Source organism: Rhodococcus sp. NPDC056960 (assembly GCF_042674125.1).
GTDB lineage: Bacteria > Actinomycetota > Actinomycetes > Mycobacteriales > Mycobacteriaceae > Rhodococcus_F.
Map to the genome: position 1 here is coordinate 33,464 of NZ_JBHURF010000016.1, position 14,331 is coordinate 47,794.

The window sequence follows — 14,331 nt, forward strand, 5'->3', positions numbered from 1 at the left end:
GTTTCGTCAGCGCACCGTGTGAACGATGAGGACGTCGGACGTGGACTTGCGCGCGGCATCGGACGGCACCGAGCCCAGGAGTCGCCCCGTGAGGGTGTTGAGTCCACGGTTGCCGATCACCAGCAGGCCGGCCTCGACCTCGTCGACCAGGTTCAGCAGCGATTCGACAGGGGCACCGACGACGGCACGTTCCACGACCTCCTTGGCGCCGGCGGCGTGGGCACGCTCCTTTGCGGTGCGCAGGATCTCGTAGGTCGGGGCCGAACCGGTGATCTGGTATGCCTCATCACCGAGAGCGTCGGCGGCCTGCCCGACGTCCTTCGGGTCGGCCGGGTAGTACGCGCAGGCGATGATCAGCTTGGCACCGGCGTCCCCCGCGATCGCGGCGGCCTTCTCGACGGCCAGAAACGACGACTCCGAGCCATCGGTTCCGACGACAACGGTCCGGTAGGCGCTCATTCAATCCTCCATGTCTGCGGTGGTCGATTGGCCGGGGTCAGACGCACGTCGTGCCTGGACCCAGCAGCCACTGCGCTGACCCTAGCGGTATCGGTGCCCGCATAGGTGCATTTGCAGCACACGCCACAAGGGATGCCCCCAGTGCATGACGGATCACATTCCGGGTGCGTACAGGCTGTGATCGGCGTCAGCGTGACGTGCGGACCTTGGGACCGAACACGCCGGCGGGGAACACCCCGTCGGCAACGATCACGTCACGCCACGGGGACGCGAGTTCGACGAGCCTGGCCGCCCCGTCCTCGCCCAGCGCGGCCCACGGAGCCAGCGCCAGATCGTCGGTGAGATCCTCGACCAGTTCCCGCAGTTCCTTGCCGTCCGCGGTGAGTTCGCCCCGGGCGTCCAGGATCTCCCGGTCTCGCAGGCCGTCGCACGCCGAATCCCACTGATCCTGGGTCCAGGCGCGGCGGGTGATCGCGAACTTCTTCTGGAATCCGAATCCTGTGGCGATGTGCGTGATCAGCGATTCGAGTCCGCTCAGGCCCGCCGTCTGCAGGGCGGCGACGTGACCGTCGCCGCGGTACTCGCGCAGCAAGGTAAGCGCATGCCAGAACGCGAGATGTGGTGTGTCCGGCCACTCCACATCCGCGTATCCCGCATACAGCGGCCGGCCCTCGACACCCGGGATGCCCCGTGCCGCAATCGATGCGAGTTCGGCTGCCTCAGCCATCTCCGGTGAATCGGTCACCGACTCACCGAGCAGTCGAACGTACGCCTCCCCGACCGCCCGGTACCGCGCCTCGACGACGGCCGCGGGAGTGGCCAGATCCCAGGCGCGCGGAACGACCGACTTGATCACGGCCGGACTGAAGTTGAAGAACGTGGCAGTGACGACGCTCGCACCGACCGCGCCCATCGGCGCGGAACGACCCGCGAAATAGCCCATCCGTCCCGGTTCCAGACCCGCCTCGACCAGGCGCTCCTCGACCTCGGGAACGAAATAACTCAGCGAATGGAGTAACTCCAAGGACCGAGCCGTGCGACCTGCGGTGTGTGCATCCATACTTGCGACCGTACTGCCTCGGGTCCCAGCTGTTTCAGACCCGCGGCTACTTCAGGCCCGCCGCATCCATGCCTCGCAGTTCCTTCTTCAGATCGGCGATCTCGTCACGCAGTCGCCCGGCGAGTTCGAACTGCAGATCGCGGGCCGCGTTCATCATCTGATCGGTCAACTGCTTGACCAGATCCGCCAACTCCGCCCTGGGCATCGACTTGGTGTCACGGCCCTCGTACACGCCGGCGCTGACCGAGCGTCCCGCCTCGCCCTGGGCGCGGCGACCGCGGGTGGCGTTGCGCCCCGACCCACCGACCTCGACGCCGCTCGCCGTGTCGTCCGCTTCCTCGTACACCTGGTCGAGGATGTCGGCGATCTTCTTCCGCAGCGGCTGCGGATCGACACCCATCTTCTCGTTGTAGGCCACCTGCTTCTCGCGGCGCCGCTCCGTCTCCTCGATCGCGTGCTGCATCGAGTCGGTGATCTTGTCGGCGTACATGTGGACCTGGCCGGAGACGTTACGAGCCGCGCGACCGATGGTCTGGATGAGGCTCGTCGAGCTGCGGAGGAAGCCCTCCTTGTCGGCGTCGAGGATGGCGACCAACGACACCTCGGGAAGGTCGAGACCCTCACGTAGCAGGTTGATACCCACCAGGACGTCGTACTCCCCCAGCCGGAGTTGCCGGAGCAGTTCGACGCGTCGCAGCGTGTCGATGTCCGAGTGCAGATACCGCACCCGGATGCCCAGCTCGAGGAGGTAGTCGGTGAGGTCTTCCGCCATCTTCTTCGTCAAGGTGGTGACGAGGACACGCTCGTCGCGGTCGGCGCGCTCGCGGATCTCGTGCACCAGATCGTCGATCTGCCCCTTGGTCGGTTTGACCACCACCTCGGGATCGACGAGACCCGTCGGGCGGATGACCTGTTCGACGAATTCGCCGCCGGCCTGCCCCAGCTCGTACTTGCCCGGTGTGGCCGACAGGTACACCGTCTGCCCGATGCGCTGGGTGAACTCCTCCCACGTCAGCGGACGGTTGTCGGTGGCGGACGGCAACCGGAACCCGAACTCCACGAGGTTGCGCTTGCGCGACATGTCCCCCTCGTACATCGCACCGATCTGCGGAACCGTCACGTGGGACTCGTCGATGACCAGGAGGAAGTCCTCCGGGAAGTAGTCGATGAGCGTCGCGGGCGCCGTGCCCGGACCACGACCGTCGATGTGACGCGAGTAGTTCTCGATGCCGGAACAGAACCCGACCTGCTTGATCATCTCGAGGTCGTACTGGGTGCGCATCCGCAGCCGCTGCGCCTCGAGAAGCTTGCCCTTGTTCTCTAGGTCGGCCAGCCGCTCCTCGAGTTCCGCTTCGATGTCCTTGACGGCGCGTTCCATCCGTTCGGGACCGGCGACGTAGTGCGTGGCCGGAAAGATGCGCACCGAGTCGACCTGCCGCACGACGTCCCCGGTGAGGGGGTGCAGGTAGTACAGCGCCTCGATCTCGTCGCCGAAGAACTCGATGCGTACCGCCAATTCCTCGTACGAGGGGATGATCTCGACCGTGTCACCGCGCACCCGGAATGATCCGCGGGTGAACGCCACGTCGTTGCGGTTGTACTGCACGTCGACCAGCAGCCTCAACAGGGCGTCGCGCGGCACCTCCACACCGACCTCGAGCTGCACCGAACGGTCGAGGTACGACTGCGGGGTGCCGAGACCGTAGATGCAGGACACGGACGCCACCACGACCACGTCCCGCCGCGACAGCAGGCTCGACGTGGCCGAGTGCCGCAACCGCTCGACGTCGTCGTTGATCGACGAGTCCTTCTCGATGTAGGTGTCGGTCTGCGCGATGTACGCCTCGGGCTGGTAGTAGTCGTAGTACGAGACGAAGTACTCGACGGAGTTGTGGGGCAGCATGTCGCGCAACTCGTTGGCCAACTGCGCGGCGAGCGTCTTGTTGGGCGCCATCACCAACGTGGGCCGCTGCACCTTCTCGATCAGCCACGCCGTGGTCGCGGATTTGCCGGTACCGGTGGCACCGAGCAGGACCACGTCCTTCTCACCGGCGTTGATGCGCCGTTCGAGGTCCGCGATCGCCGTCGGCTGGTCACCGGCCGGTTTGTGGTCGCTGACGACCTCGAAGCGCGCTTCCGACCGCTCGATCTCCCCGATGGGACGGAACTCGGAATGTGCCACCACGGGGTGCTCGGATGCAAACGCCATGGAACCAGGGTAGGCCGAGGTACCGACAAACTCCCCGTCGATCTCCGTCGGCAGAAGAATCCCGGTAGGTTCCCCACCATGGCAGGCGCGAGTCACGGCATCCACCCACCGAAGGTCGAGTACTTCGACCTACGAGATCACACCAACACCGACCCCAAGGGTTTCGTCCGCCACGTCGACCACTACCGCGTGGAGCCGTGGGGTCTGTACATGGCACGCACCTCCGACCACCGGCAGTTCCACTACCTGGAGTCGTGGCTGCTCCCCGACCTCGGTCTGCGCGCGTCGATCTTCCACTACCACCCCTACCACCAGCGCGATCAGGACCACTACGTCGACATCGGCACCTTCACCCGGGGCGACGACGTGTGGAAGTCCGAGGACCACTATCTGGATCTGGTGATCCGCACCGGCCGCGACACCGAACTCCTCGACGTCGACGAACTGATGCAAGCGCACAGCACCGGCCTGCTCGACGCTGCAACGGCCGAGCAGGCGATCCTCACCGCGACCGCGGCGATCGACGGGATCGCCGCGCACGGCCACGACCTCGGGCGGTGGCTCGCTTCGCTCGGCATGCCGATCGACTGGCGGTGACCTACGCGCTCCACCCGGTCCGCTCGGCCCACTCCCACGCCCGGTGGTACGCGCGGTCGAACCACGGCGTCTTCGCGTCGACGTAGGCAGTGATCGCGTCGCGGTAGTCGGTGTGCGCGGCCGCCTTCTCCGCTGCGGCCTCCTTGATCTCGCGGTATTCGGCGCGGACGTCGGCGTCGGCGCGGAGCCAGTCGCGGAACACGAGCGCGAACTGCTGCCCCGGCCACCCGTCGACGCGGAGGTGGACGTTGACCGGCCGACCGGGATCGGCGCCGCCGTGGATTCGTTTACCCCACAACGCCGGATCGGTCTCGCCCCCCTGGTAGGCGGGCTTGGGGTCGTCGGCAGTGATGTGCTCGAGGCGGGGGAAGCCGGCGTCGGCGAGTGAGTCGGCGAGGGCATCCGCGGCGTCCAGGTTCGCCACCGTCACCTGCAGGTCGATGACGTCCTTGGCGGGCAGTCCCTCGACGGCGGTCGACCCGATGTGGTCGATCCGCACGGCGCGGTCGCCGCAGACGACACCCAGCCGGGCGATCAACCGGTCCGCCTGTGCCGGCCACCGCGGATTCGGCGGCGCGAGCTCGGGCAGGACCCGGACCGCGGTCCGCGTCCGGAGATTCGATTCGAACGGCACGAGACGATCCGACCACAGCGCGCGGATCTCCGGCTCGAGCGCTCCCGGGGCCCCACTGTTGTCCAGCCAGACGTCGGCGGCGGCCCGCCGCTGATCGTCGTCCGCCTGCGCGGCGATCCGCGCCCGCGCGTCGGACTCGGGCATCCCCCGCGACCCGACGAGCCGCTGCACCCGCTCCTCCGCGTCGACGAACACGACAGCAACCAGGTGGAACGCGGCGCCCATTCCGCCCTCGACCAGCAGCGGAATGTCCTGGACGAGGATCGCGTCCTTGGGCGCCGACTCGATCATCTCCGCGGTGCGCGCCCCGACGAGCGGGTGAACTATCGAGTTCAGTGCCAGCCGGGATTCGTCGTCCGCGAAGGCGCGCGCCGCCAGCGCGGGCCGGTCCAGCGTCCCGTCCGCGGTCAGAATCTCCTGGCCGAACCGCTCGACGAGAGCCGCGAGGCCCGGCGTTCCGGGTTCGACGACCTCCCGCGCGATCAGATCGGCATCGACGATCACGGCCCCGAGTTCCGCGAGGACCTTCGACACGGTGGACTTACCGGCTCCTATGCCTCCAGTGAGGCCGATTCTCAACACGTCCCCCAGTGTTGCATCCCCCGCGCAGCGAGCACGCACGTCCCGTGCCGATCATCGCCCACATCCCTCCCGGCAGACTCACCAGCCCCAAATACCACAGAAGTCCGACACGGTCGGTTATGTTCGAGCGAACGCACCGACCTGCACCTTCTCGAAGAAGAGGAACGCCATGCGCGATCACCGCAACCAGTTCGGTCGGCACCGCCTCGGCATTGCAGGTGGGGTGCATTGCATCGAGATTCCCGAGGTGGCCTCCGCGCTCGCCGAGCATCGCCGGACCTGGTTCACGGCACTCATCGGCCAGGGCAGGCACAGCTTCGCGACGATGCGTAAGCGCACCGAGGTGCAGGCCTCGTCGGGTCACTGGATTCCCGCCACCGCGAACTGAGCGCCCGAGCACAACCCACGCACTGTGGCCCGACCTCCGAAGAGGTTGGGCCACAGTCATATCCAGAGCCTTGGAACGACATCGGTCTTGAAACGACGAAACCCCGCCCCTGCAGTGCAGGAGCGGGGTTTTCGACTGTGCCTGACGAGTCAGGCGGACTTGCTAGGCGTTGCCCGACAGCTTCTCGCGCAGAGCGGCAAGCTGTGCGTCGCTGGCCAGCGATCCGCCGGCCGACTCGGACGACGAGGAGCTGGAGGACGAAGCGGCGTCGGCGTCGCCGGCACCCGACTCGGAGGAGTAGCCGGCAGCAGCGGTGGCAGCCTCGGCGGCCTCGTCTGCAGCGGTCTTCTCCATCTGAGCGGTGTGCATCTTGTGGCGACGCTCAGCCTCGGCGTAGCGGTTCTCCCACTCTTCACGCTGCTTGTCGAAGCCCTCGAGCCATTCGTTGGTCTCGGCATCGAAGCCCTCGGGGAAGATGTAGTTGCCCTGCTCGTCGTAGCTGTCCGCCATGCCGTACTTGGACGGATCGAACTCGGCGTTGTAGTCCTCGTTGGCCTGCTTCAGCGACAGCGAGATCCGGCGACGCTCGAGGTCGATGTCGATGACCTTGACGAGTGCATCGTCGTTGACGCCGACAACCTGGTCCGGGACCTCCACGTGGCGCTCGGCCAGCTCGGAGATGTGGACGAGGCCTTCGATTCCCTCTTCGACGCGCACGAAGGCACCGAACGGAACCAGCTTCGTGACCTTGCCGGGCACGATCTGGCCGATGGCGTGCGTGCGGGCGAACTGACGCCACGGGTCTTCCTGCGTGGCCTTGAGCGACAGCGACACGCGCTCGCGGTCCAGGTCGACGTCGAGAACCTCGACGGTGACCTCGGTGCCGACCTCGACGACCTCGGACGGGTGGTCGATGTGCTTCCAGGACAGCTCGGACACGTGCACCAGGCCGTCGACGCCGCCCAGGTCCACGAAGGCACCGAAGTTGACGATGGAGGACACGACGCCCTTGCGGACCTGGCCCTTCTGCAGCTGGTGCAGGAACTCGCTGCGAACCTCGGACTGCGTCTGCTCGAGCCATGCGCGGCGCGAGAGGACGACGTTGTTGCGGTTCTTGTCGAGCTCGATGATCTTGGCCTCGATCTCCTTGCCGACGTACGGCTGGAGGTCGCGGACACGGCGCATCTCGACGAGCGAAGCGGGAAGGAAGCCGCGCAGGCCGATGTCGAGGATCAGGCCGCCCTTGACGACCTCGATGACGGTGCCCTTGACGGCCTCGTCCTTCTCCTTGAGCTCCTCGATGGTGCCCCAGGCACGCTCGTACTGAGCGCGCTTCTTCGACAGGATCAGTCGGCCTTCCTTGTCCTCCTTGGTGAGGACGAGAGCTTCGACCTCATCGCCCACGGAGACGACCTCGTTGGGGTCGACGTCGTGCTTGATGGAGAGCTCACGGGAAGGGATGACACCTTCGGTCTTGTAACCGATGTCGAGCAGGACCTCGTCGCGATCGACCTTGACGATGGTCCCTTCGACGATGTCGCCATCGTTGAAGTACTTGATCGTTGCGTCGATGGCGGCGAGGAAGTCCTCGGCGGAGCCGATGTCGTTGACGGCTACCTGCGGCGAGGTCACGGTGGTGGAGGGCATGTGTTGAGTTGCTCCGGACGGGTTGTGGTCGGTTGATGGTGTTCTGTCGGACAAGCAACCTGCTCCGACGAAACAATCCCGCCGAATCAGATCACCGCAAGCGCAATGAACGACACCCGACTGGAACCGAACGAACTCGAACTGAACCGATCCGATGCCGCACACATAGACACTCGCGTGCAATAGGCTACGCGCCCCTGGGCAAGCTGGGCAAACCCGGGCACCCTCCCACGCTCTACTCTGTTGCCCATGTCCGATCCCCGCCCGTCCGATTCTTCCCTCTCCCCCGAAGACGACCGTCACGGCATCGCCAACAGCGTCCTCGGGACCACCGGGGTGAGCCGCGTCCGCGTCGATTCCGAATCCAGTGAGCGCGCGAGCCGTGCCTGGTGGGACGCGGACGCCGACGACTACCACCGCACGCACGGCGAGTTCCTCGGCGTCGACTCGGCCGAGGGCGAGTTCGTCTGGTGCCCGGAAGGGCTTCATGAGGGCGATTACCACCTACTCGGTGACGTGGCGGGCAAGGACGTCCTCGAAGTGGGCTGCGGTTCCGCGCCCTGCGCGCGGTGGCTGGCCGGCCGCGGCGCCCGGGCCGTCGGCCTCGACCTGTCGATGTCGATGCTGGCCCGCGGCGTCGAGGCCATGCGGGCCGGCGGTGCGACGGTGCCGCTCGTGCATGCGGGAGCCGAACACCTCCCCTTCGCCGACGCGAGCTTCGACGTCGCGTGTTCGGCTTTTGGCGCTGTTCCGTTCGTGGCGGACTCACAGCAGGTGATGCGTGAGGTCGCGCGCGTACTTCGCCCGGGCGGGCTGTGGGTGTTCGCCGTCAATCACCCGATCCGCTGGATCTTCCCGGACGATCCGGGCCCCCGCGGGCTGACCGCCTCGCTCCCCTATTTCGACCGCACGCCCTACGTGGAGGTCGACGGCGACGGCGTCCCCACCTACGTCGAACACCACCGGACCATCGGCGACCGGGTGCGCGAGATCGTCGCGGCCGGACTGGAGGTGCGCGACATCATCGAACCGGAGTGGCCCGAATGGCTCGACCGCGAATGGGGGCAGTGGAGCCCGCTGCGCGGACAGATCTTCCCCGGCACCGCCATCTTCAGCTGCCGCAAGCCCGTGAGTACTTCTTAACCGCGGGCGGTTGAGAAGTACTCACGGGGCCGAAGGCCATCACAGGAGCTTCGACAAGAACGCCTTGGTGCGGTCGTGCTGGGGATTGGCCAGCAGCTCCCGGGGATTGCCGGACTCGACGACCACGCCGCCGTCCATGAACACCAACTGGTCGGCCACCTCCCGGGCGAAGCCCATCTCATGGGTGACGACGACCATGGTCATTCCGCCGGCTGCGAGATCCTTCATCACGGTGAGCACCTCCCCGACCAATTCCGGGTCGAGGGCCGACGTCGGCTCGTCGAACAGCATCAGCTTCGGGTCCATCGCGAGCGCGCGGGCGATCGCGACGCGCTGCTGCTGGCCACCCGACAGTTGCGCGGGGTAGGCGTCCGCCTTCTCACTGAGGCCGACCTGATCGAGGAGATCCCGTCCCCGCTCGAGCGCCTTCTTCTTGCTCAGCTTCTTCACCTGGATGGGTGCCTCGATGATGTTCTCGAGGGCCGTCCGGTGCGGGAACAGGTTGAAGTGCTGGAAGACCATCCCGATGTCGCGGCGTTGCTTCGCGGCCGCCCGCGGATGGAGTTCGTACAGCTTGCCGCCCCGCTCGGAGTACCCGACGATCTCGCCGTCGACGTACAACCGTCCAGCGTTGACCTGCTCGAGGTGGTTGATGCACCGCAGGAACGTCGATTTCCCGGATCCGGACGGTCCGACCAGGCACAGGACCTGGCCGGCACCGATCTCCAGCGACACACCCTTGAGCACCTTCAACGCCCCGAAGTTCTTGCAGACCCGGTCCGCCACGACCATCGGCGTCATCGTCGTTCCCCTCCGGGAGTGTCGGGCAAGGTTTCGGGGCCCGGTTCGACCACCAAGGGCTTGCCCTGCGCGTCAGCGAGCGCCTGCAGTTGCCGCGCGGTGAGCTTGCGGGACGCCCCCTTCGAGTAGTAGCGCTCCAAGTAGAACTGGCCGATCATGAGCAGGCTGGTGATGGCGAGGTACCAGGTGGCGGCCACCATCAGCAGCGGGATGGGCTGGAAGTTGGCGCCCGAGATATCTCTGGCACGGCCGTACAACTCCATGCTGTACGGCACGGCGGTGACCAGCGACGTCGTCTTCAGCATGCTGATCAACTCGTTGCCGGTGGGCGGGATGATGACCCGCATCGCCTGCGGCAGCACCGTGCGGCGCATGGTCTGCGACCACGTCATGCCGAGCGCCACCGACGCCTCCGTCTGCCCCTCGGCCACCGAGTTCACGCCGGCTCGGACGATCTCGGCCATGTACGCGGCCTCGTTGAGACCCAGTCCGATCACCGCGAACAGAAACGCCGCGTTGATTCCCTGCAGATCGATGTGCACGAACTGGTGGACGAACGGGATTCCCAGATCCAGCTGTTTGTAGATGGAGGGGAACAGTCCCCAGAACACCAACTGCACGTAGACCGGGGTGCCGCGGAAGATCCACAGGTATCCCCACGACGCCGCCTTCAGCACGGGGTTCGGCGACAGCCGCATCACGGCGAGGATCACACCCAGCACGATGGCGATGGCCATCGACAGGATCGTCAACTGGATGGTGTTCCACGCCGCAGCCGAGATTCGTGCGTCGAACAGATAGCGGGCGTAGACGTCCCAGCGGTACGCCTCGTTGGTGCGCGCACCGTTGACGAACAGCGCCAGCAGCAGACCGACGACGATCGCGGCGATCCACCGGCCGGGTCGCCGCAACGGGATCGCCTTGATCGGTTCCGGTTCCCGGTCCGGCTCGGTGCCGGACCGGTCCGAAGCCTTCTCCACGTCAGACACTCGTCAACCGCTCAGCTCGTGGCGCCGTTGATCTGCGACGTCGTGATGACGCCCGCCTCGACGCCCCAGTTCTCGGCGATCTTCCGGTAGGTGCCGTCGTCGATGAGGTGCTGCAGCGCCTGCTGGAGGGTCTGCGCGAGCGGCGAGCCCTTCGCGACGGGCCAGCCGTAGGGTGCGGCGTCGAAGACCTCGCCCGCGGCCTCGATCTTGCCGTCGCTCTGCTTGATCGCGTATGCGGTGACGGGCGAGTCGGCGGACATCGCGTCGACCTTGCCGAGGGCGACGGCGTTGGCGGCGTCGTCCTGGCTGTCGAACTTCACGATCTCGATGGGCGGCTTACCGGCCGCGACGCACGCCGCGCTCTTGGCGGGCACTTCCTCGAGATCCTCGATCGTGGTCGTCTGCACGCCCACCCTCAGTCCGCACGCGTTGGTGGGGTCGACGGACTTCCCGGCGGGCTGCGCCCACTGCACGCCGGCGCTGAAGTACGTCGTGAAATCGACGGACTGCTCGCGTTCCTTGGTGTCGGTGAACGACGACATACCCATGTCGTAGCTGCCGGCCTGGATCGACGGGATGATCTTGTCGAAGTCCGCCTCGGTGTACTCCGGCGTCACGCCGAGCACCTTGCCGACGGCATCCACGAGGTCGACGTCGAACCCGACGATCTTGCCGCTCGGATCCTTGAACTCGTTGGGCGAGTACGGAATATTGACGCCGACGATGATCTTGCCGGACGAGGCGATCTTCTCCGGTAGGGTCGCCGCGATCGCATCCACCTTGTCGACTTCCACGGCGACGGTGTCGTTTCCGGACGGCGATCCACCGCCCTCCGTGTTACTGGCACATCCCGCGAGCAGCAGAGCACTGCCGCCCGCCAGTGCGCAAATGGTGCGGGCCACGCGGCCTCGCGCGAAGACGGATCGACCAGACACTGGCATGTCCTCCCAGAAGATCGTGGTTCACCGAGCGAGCTACGGCGACGGAGAACTCTCGAACTCCGAATAGTCGAACGGTAGGTCACGACACCCACATCTGCGGACGTCGTTACCGAACACTAACGGCCGACCGCGGCCCGTGACGGCGGTTTCAGCGACGGAGTGTGCGAGCGAGGACGGTCTCCGTGAATTCACTGGTCGACGCGAGTCCACCCAGGTCAGCCGTGGCGACTCCGGATGCGATCGTCGCGCGCACGGCGTCACGGATCCGGTGGGCCGCGCCGGCCAGATGCCGGTCCGAGTGACGGTCCGCGAGCCAGTCCAGCATCATGGCGGCGGACAGCATCAGCGCCGTCGGGTTGGCGCGGTTGTGACCGGCGATGTCGGGCGCGGCGCCGTGCGCCGCCTGCGCCATCACCTGGGTTTCGGACGTGTTGATCGACGGCGCCGTGCCGAGCGAGCCGGACAGCTCACCCGTCAGATCCGACAGGATGTCGCCGAACATGTTCTCCGTCACCACGACATCGAAGTCTCGCCCCCTGCGGACCAGGTGCGCCGTCATGGCGTCGACGTGCTCGTCGTCGATCCGGACGTCCGGGTAGTCGCGCTCCCCCACCTCGCGGCACACGTCCCGGAACAGTCCCGTGGTCATCGACAACACGTTGGCCTTGTGGACGATCGTGACGTGTCGGCCGCGCGTGCGCGCCAGCGCGAATGCAGTGTGCGCGATGCGCTCACATGCCGTCCTCGTCACGACGCCGACGGCCAGGGCCACGTCGGGAGTCGGCATGAACTCGCCGCTGCCGGCGAACATGTTCCGGTCCGCGTACAGCCCTTCGGTGTTCTCCCGGACGATCACCAGGTCCATGTCGGGCACCGTGGCGGCGACGCCCTCGAGCGAGCGCGCGGGCCGGATGTTCGCGAAGAGGCCGAATCGTTTGCGGACCACCCCGCCGGGGGTCAGCCGGCCGTGGAACGGTTCCGGATAGGCGGCGCTGTCGTGCGGGCCCAGGATCCAGGCGTCGAGTTCGTCCAGCGCCGCGAGCGTGGAGTCGGGAATCGGCGTTCCGTGCGATTCGATGGCGCCCAGGCCGAGAGGCAGTTCCACCCAGTCGACGCCGCCTCCCGCTGCCGTCACCGCCGCCGAGACCACCCGCTGGGTCGCCGGAACGATCTCGTGACCGATGCCGTCGCCGAGGAGCACCCCGATCCGGGTATCGGAAATGTTTGCCGTACCACCGCTCATGAGGCCATCATTGCCTACCATGGTCCAGTCGGTGGAACTGCTGTTCGACGAAGCGACCGACGTTGCCGTGCGCGCCGAGTGGCAACGTCTGTGGGATGCGGGCATGCCCAGCCGCACACGCGTTCGCGCGGAGTCGAATCGGCCCCACATCACCCTGTTCGTGGCGCGCCATATCCCACCGGAGATCGACGAGTTGCTCGGGCGGCGGATCGCGACGCCCTCCTTCCACATCAGGTTGGGCGGACTCGTGATGTTCGGCGGCAGGCACGTCACGCTGTCCCGGCTGGTGGTTCCGTCGAGAGCCCTGCTGTCCCTGCACCGCAGCGTGTTCGATCTCGCTGAACGCGCCACCGAGATCACGCCGCACATCCGCCCCGGCGAGTGGACACCGCACGTGACCCTCGCGCGGCGACTGCCTGCCGATCAGATTCCGGAAGCCGCACGGCTCCTCGACGGCGGCGACATCATCGGCCGGGCGTCGGTGGTGCGCCGCTGGGACGGGGAGGCCAAACGCGAGTGGGTCGTCACGGCTCCTCCGTGATCACGGTGTGGGCGCGGTGACCATCGCGGCGGCCTTGCGCGAAGACCGTTGGGTCACGACGATCCCCGCGATCACCGCGAGCGCGCCGACGGGCTGATTCCACGAGATGTGCTCGTCGAGGGCGACCGCGCCCAGCACGACTCCGACCACCGGCGTCAGGTAGGTGACGGTGGAGGCCGCGGTGGGCCCCCAGCCGCGCACCACGTTCGTGTTCCACACGAACGCCAGCCCGGTTCCGAACGCCCCCAGTCCGATCATCGACGCGACGATCGCGGGGGTAAGGTGCATCGGCGTGCTCGCGACCCACGGGGTGGCGAGGACCATGGCGGCCGCGGCGATCGACACCTGCATGAACGCGATGGTGGGTGTGCCGACGCCCCGCGGAAGGATGAACCGCCGCAGGTAGACCAATGCCACGCCGTACGACGCGGTGGCCCCCAGGCACGCGAGCTGGGCGGGCACGCTGCCGACGATTCCCGCCTGCCACGGCGCCAGCACCACGACCACCCCGGTGAATCCGAGCAGGAGGCCGAACAGCTTTGCGTCGGTGAGCTTCTCACCCGGCAGGAACGCCAGGGCCACCGACATCGTCATGAGCGGTGTGGTCGCGTTGTAGATGCTGGCCAGACCCGAGCTGATGCTCTGCTCCGCCCAGCTGAACAGCAACCAGGGCACCAGGCACTGCGCGAGCGCCAGCACCGACAGGTGCGCCCACGTCGCCGCGTCACGCGGCAGCCGCGTCCGGGTGAGCCCGAGCACGGCACCGAGGGTCACCGCCCCGAACACCAGCCGCCAGAGGACGACCTGGGTGAAGGACAGGCCCTCGAGCCCGACCTTGATGAAGAGGAAACTCGCGCCCCAGGCGAGCGCCGTGCTCGCGTACTGGACCGCCAGATTCCCTTTCAAAACCGGAAGTCCCCGTGCTGGATGACTTCGTTGTGGGTGTCGGGCGTGCGGCCGGCGAGCGCCAGCGCGTCGAGCGCCAGGAACACGAGGAGTATCACGACCAGGATTGTCATGTCTTCAGCCTTGTTCCACCGGGCCCGAAGAAAAAGTGGCAGAAAAGACATTGTTAGTCATATTTCTGCCATACTGGC

14 protein-coding genes are annotated in these 14,331 nt (G+C 66.8%); 4 read left to right on the forward strand and 10 right to left on the reverse strand.

Annotated elements, in window-relative coordinates; translation table 11 throughout:
* Positions 1–6 precede the first annotated feature (6 nt).
* The 3 genes from ACFTWF_RS25025 to uvrB all read right to left on the reverse strand — a co-directional run bounded on the left by ACFTWF_RS25025 (position 7) and on the right by uvrB (position 3,728).
* On the reverse strand, positions 7–459 hold the full coding sequence (locus ACFTWF_RS25025; RefSeq protein WP_005247414.1) for a universal stress protein: 453 nt from the start codon (positions 457–459) through the stop codon (positions 7–9).
* A gap of 187 nt (positions 460–646) precedes the next feature.
* Positions 647–1,519, reverse strand: coding sequence for a hypothetical protein (locus tag ACFTWF_RS25030; protein WP_378463858.1), 873 nt, complete (start codon positions 1,517–1,519; stop codon positions 647–649).
* Positions 1,520–1,565: 46 nt separating this feature from the next.
* Entirely contained in the window at positions 1,566–3,728 is a 2,163-nt protein-coding gene (gene uvrB, locus ACFTWF_RS25035; protein ID WP_378463859.1) for an excinuclease ABC subunit UvrB, read from the reverse strand.
* A 78-nt stretch (positions 3,729–3,806) separates the two neighbouring features.
* On the opposite strand from uvrB, the gene ACFTWF_RS25040 reads away from it, so the two are divergent.
* Positions 3,807–4,325, forward strand: coding sequence for a DUF402 domain-containing protein (locus tag ACFTWF_RS25040; RefSeq protein WP_378463860.1), 519 nt, complete (start codon positions 3,807–3,809; stop codon positions 4,323–4,325).
* 1 nt (position 4,326) lies between these two features.
* On the opposite strand, the gene coaE is transcribed toward ACFTWF_RS25040, so the two are convergent.
* A complete protein-coding gene (coaE, locus tag ACFTWF_RS25045; protein ID WP_378463861.1) occupies positions 4,327–5,541 on the reverse strand; it encodes a dephospho-CoA kinase in 1,215 nt (404 codons plus the stop codon).
* 169 nt (positions 5,542–5,710) lie between these two features.
* Between coaE and ACFTWF_RS25050 the strand changes: the two genes are divergently transcribed.
* Positions 5,711–5,929: a hypothetical protein gene (locus ACFTWF_RS25050; RefSeq protein WP_378463862.1), complete on the forward strand. Its 219-nt coding sequence runs from the start codon at positions 5,711–5,713 to the stop codon at positions 5,927–5,929.
* Between the two features lie 162 nt (positions 5,930–6,091).
* On the opposite strand, the gene rpsA is transcribed toward ACFTWF_RS25050, so the two are convergent.
* Positions 6,092–7,576 (reverse strand): 30S ribosomal protein S1, encoded by a 1,485-nt coding sequence (rpsA, locus tag ACFTWF_RS25055; RefSeq protein ID WP_378463863.1) that lies wholly within the window; start codon positions 7,574–7,576, stop codon positions 6,092–6,094.
* A gap of 249 nt (positions 7,577–7,825) precedes the next feature.
* On the opposite strand from rpsA, the gene ACFTWF_RS25060 reads away from it, so the two are divergent.
* Positions 7,826–8,719 carry a class I SAM-dependent methyltransferase gene (locus ACFTWF_RS25060; RefSeq protein ID WP_378463864.1) on the forward strand — a complete coding sequence of 298 codons (894 nt, stop codon included), beginning with the start codon at positions 7,826–7,828 and terminating at the stop codon, positions 8,717–8,719.
* A 39-nt stretch (positions 8,720–8,758) separates the two neighbouring features.
* On the opposite strand, the gene ACFTWF_RS25065 is transcribed toward ACFTWF_RS25060, so the two are convergent.
* The 4 genes from ACFTWF_RS25065 to ACFTWF_RS25080 all read right to left on the reverse strand — a co-directional run bounded on the left by ACFTWF_RS25065 (position 8,759) and on the right by ACFTWF_RS25080 (position 12,693).
* Positions 8,759–9,520 carry an amino acid ABC transporter ATP-binding protein gene (locus ACFTWF_RS25065; RefSeq protein WP_378463865.1) on the reverse strand — a complete coding sequence of 254 codons (762 nt, stop codon included), beginning with the start codon at positions 9,518–9,520 and terminating at the stop codon, positions 8,759–8,761.
* Positions 9,517–10,500 carry an amino acid ABC transporter permease gene (locus ACFTWF_RS25070; RefSeq protein ID WP_378463866.1) on the reverse strand — a complete coding sequence of 328 codons (984 nt, stop codon included), beginning with the start codon at positions 10,498–10,500 and terminating at the stop codon, positions 9,517–9,519. Before ACFTWF_RS25070 ends, ACFTWF_RS25065 begins: the two co-directional genes overlap by 4 nt.
* Before the next feature lie 20 nt (positions 10,501–10,520).
* On the reverse strand, positions 10,521–11,450 hold the full coding sequence (locus ACFTWF_RS25075) for an ABC transporter substrate-binding protein (RefSeq protein WP_378463867.1): 930 nt from the start codon (positions 11,448–11,450) through the stop codon (positions 10,521–10,523).
* 148 nt (positions 11,451–11,598) lie between these two features.
* Positions 11,599–12,693: an isocitrate/isopropylmalate dehydrogenase family protein gene (locus ACFTWF_RS25080; RefSeq protein WP_378463868.1), complete on the reverse strand. Its 1,095-nt coding sequence runs from the start codon at positions 12,691–12,693 to the stop codon at positions 11,599–11,601.
* Positions 12,694–12,712: 19 nt separating this feature from the next.
* Here ACFTWF_RS25080 and ACFTWF_RS25085 point away from each other — a divergent pair, with 19 nt between their 5' ends.
* A complete protein-coding gene (locus tag ACFTWF_RS25085; protein WP_185724332.1) occupies positions 12,713–13,234 on the forward strand; it encodes a 2'-5' RNA ligase family protein in 522 nt (173 codons plus the stop codon).
* Here the strand turns inward: ACFTWF_RS25085 and ACFTWF_RS25090 are convergent, their stop codons facing one another.
* Positions 13,235–14,140, reverse strand: coding sequence for a DMT family transporter (locus ACFTWF_RS25090; protein WP_378463869.1), 906 nt, complete (start codon positions 14,138–14,140; stop codon positions 13,235–13,237).
* Positions 14,141–14,331 lie beyond the last annotated feature (191 nt).

What these genes read in the sequence shown, in the direction of transcription:
- ACFTWF_RS25025 (WP_005247414.1), bottom strand. Translation starts at nt 459, where the DNA reads ATGAGCGCCTACCGGACCGTTGTCGTCGGAACCGATGGCTCGGAGTCG.
- ACFTWF_RS25030 (WP_378463858.1), bottom strand. Translation starts at nt 1,519, where the DNA reads ATGGATGCACACACCGCAGGTCGCACGGCTCGGTCCTTGGAGTTACTC.
- uvrB (WP_378463859.1), bottom strand. Translation starts at nt 3,728, where the DNA reads ATGGCGTTTGCATCCGAGCACCCCGTGGTGGCACATTCCGAGTTCCGT.
- ACFTWF_RS25040 (WP_378463860.1), top strand. Translation starts at nt 3,807, where the DNA reads ATGGCAGGCGCGAGTCACGGCATCCACCCACCGAAGGTCGAGTACTTC.
- ACFTWF_RS25050 (WP_378463862.1), top strand. Translation starts at nt 5,711, where the DNA reads ATGCGCGATCACCGCAACCAGTTCGGTCGGCACCGCCTCGGCATTGCA.
- rpsA (WP_378463863.1), bottom strand. Translation starts at nt 7,576, where the DNA reads ATGCCCTCCACCACCGTGACCTCGCCGCAGGTAGCCGTCAACGACATC.
- ACFTWF_RS25060 (WP_378463864.1), top strand. Translation starts at nt 7,826, where the DNA reads ATGTCCGATCCCCGCCCGTCCGATTCTTCCCTCTCCCCCGAAGACGAC.
- ACFTWF_RS25065 (WP_378463865.1), bottom strand. Translation starts at nt 9,520, where the DNA reads ATGACGCCGATGGTCGTGGCGGACCGGGTCTGCAAGAACTTCGGGGCG.
- ACFTWF_RS25075 (WP_378463867.1), bottom strand. Translation starts at nt 11,450, where the DNA reads ATGCCAGTGTCTGGTCGATCCGTCTTCGCGCGAGGCCGCGTGGCCCGC.
- ACFTWF_RS25080 (WP_378463868.1), bottom strand. Translation starts at nt 12,693, where the DNA reads ATGAGCGGTGGTACGGCAAACATTTCCGATACCCGGATCGGGGTGCTC.
- ACFTWF_RS25085 (WP_185724332.1), top strand. Translation starts at nt 12,713, where the DNA reads ATGGTCCAGTCGGTGGAACTGCTGTTCGACGAAGCGACCGACGTTGCC.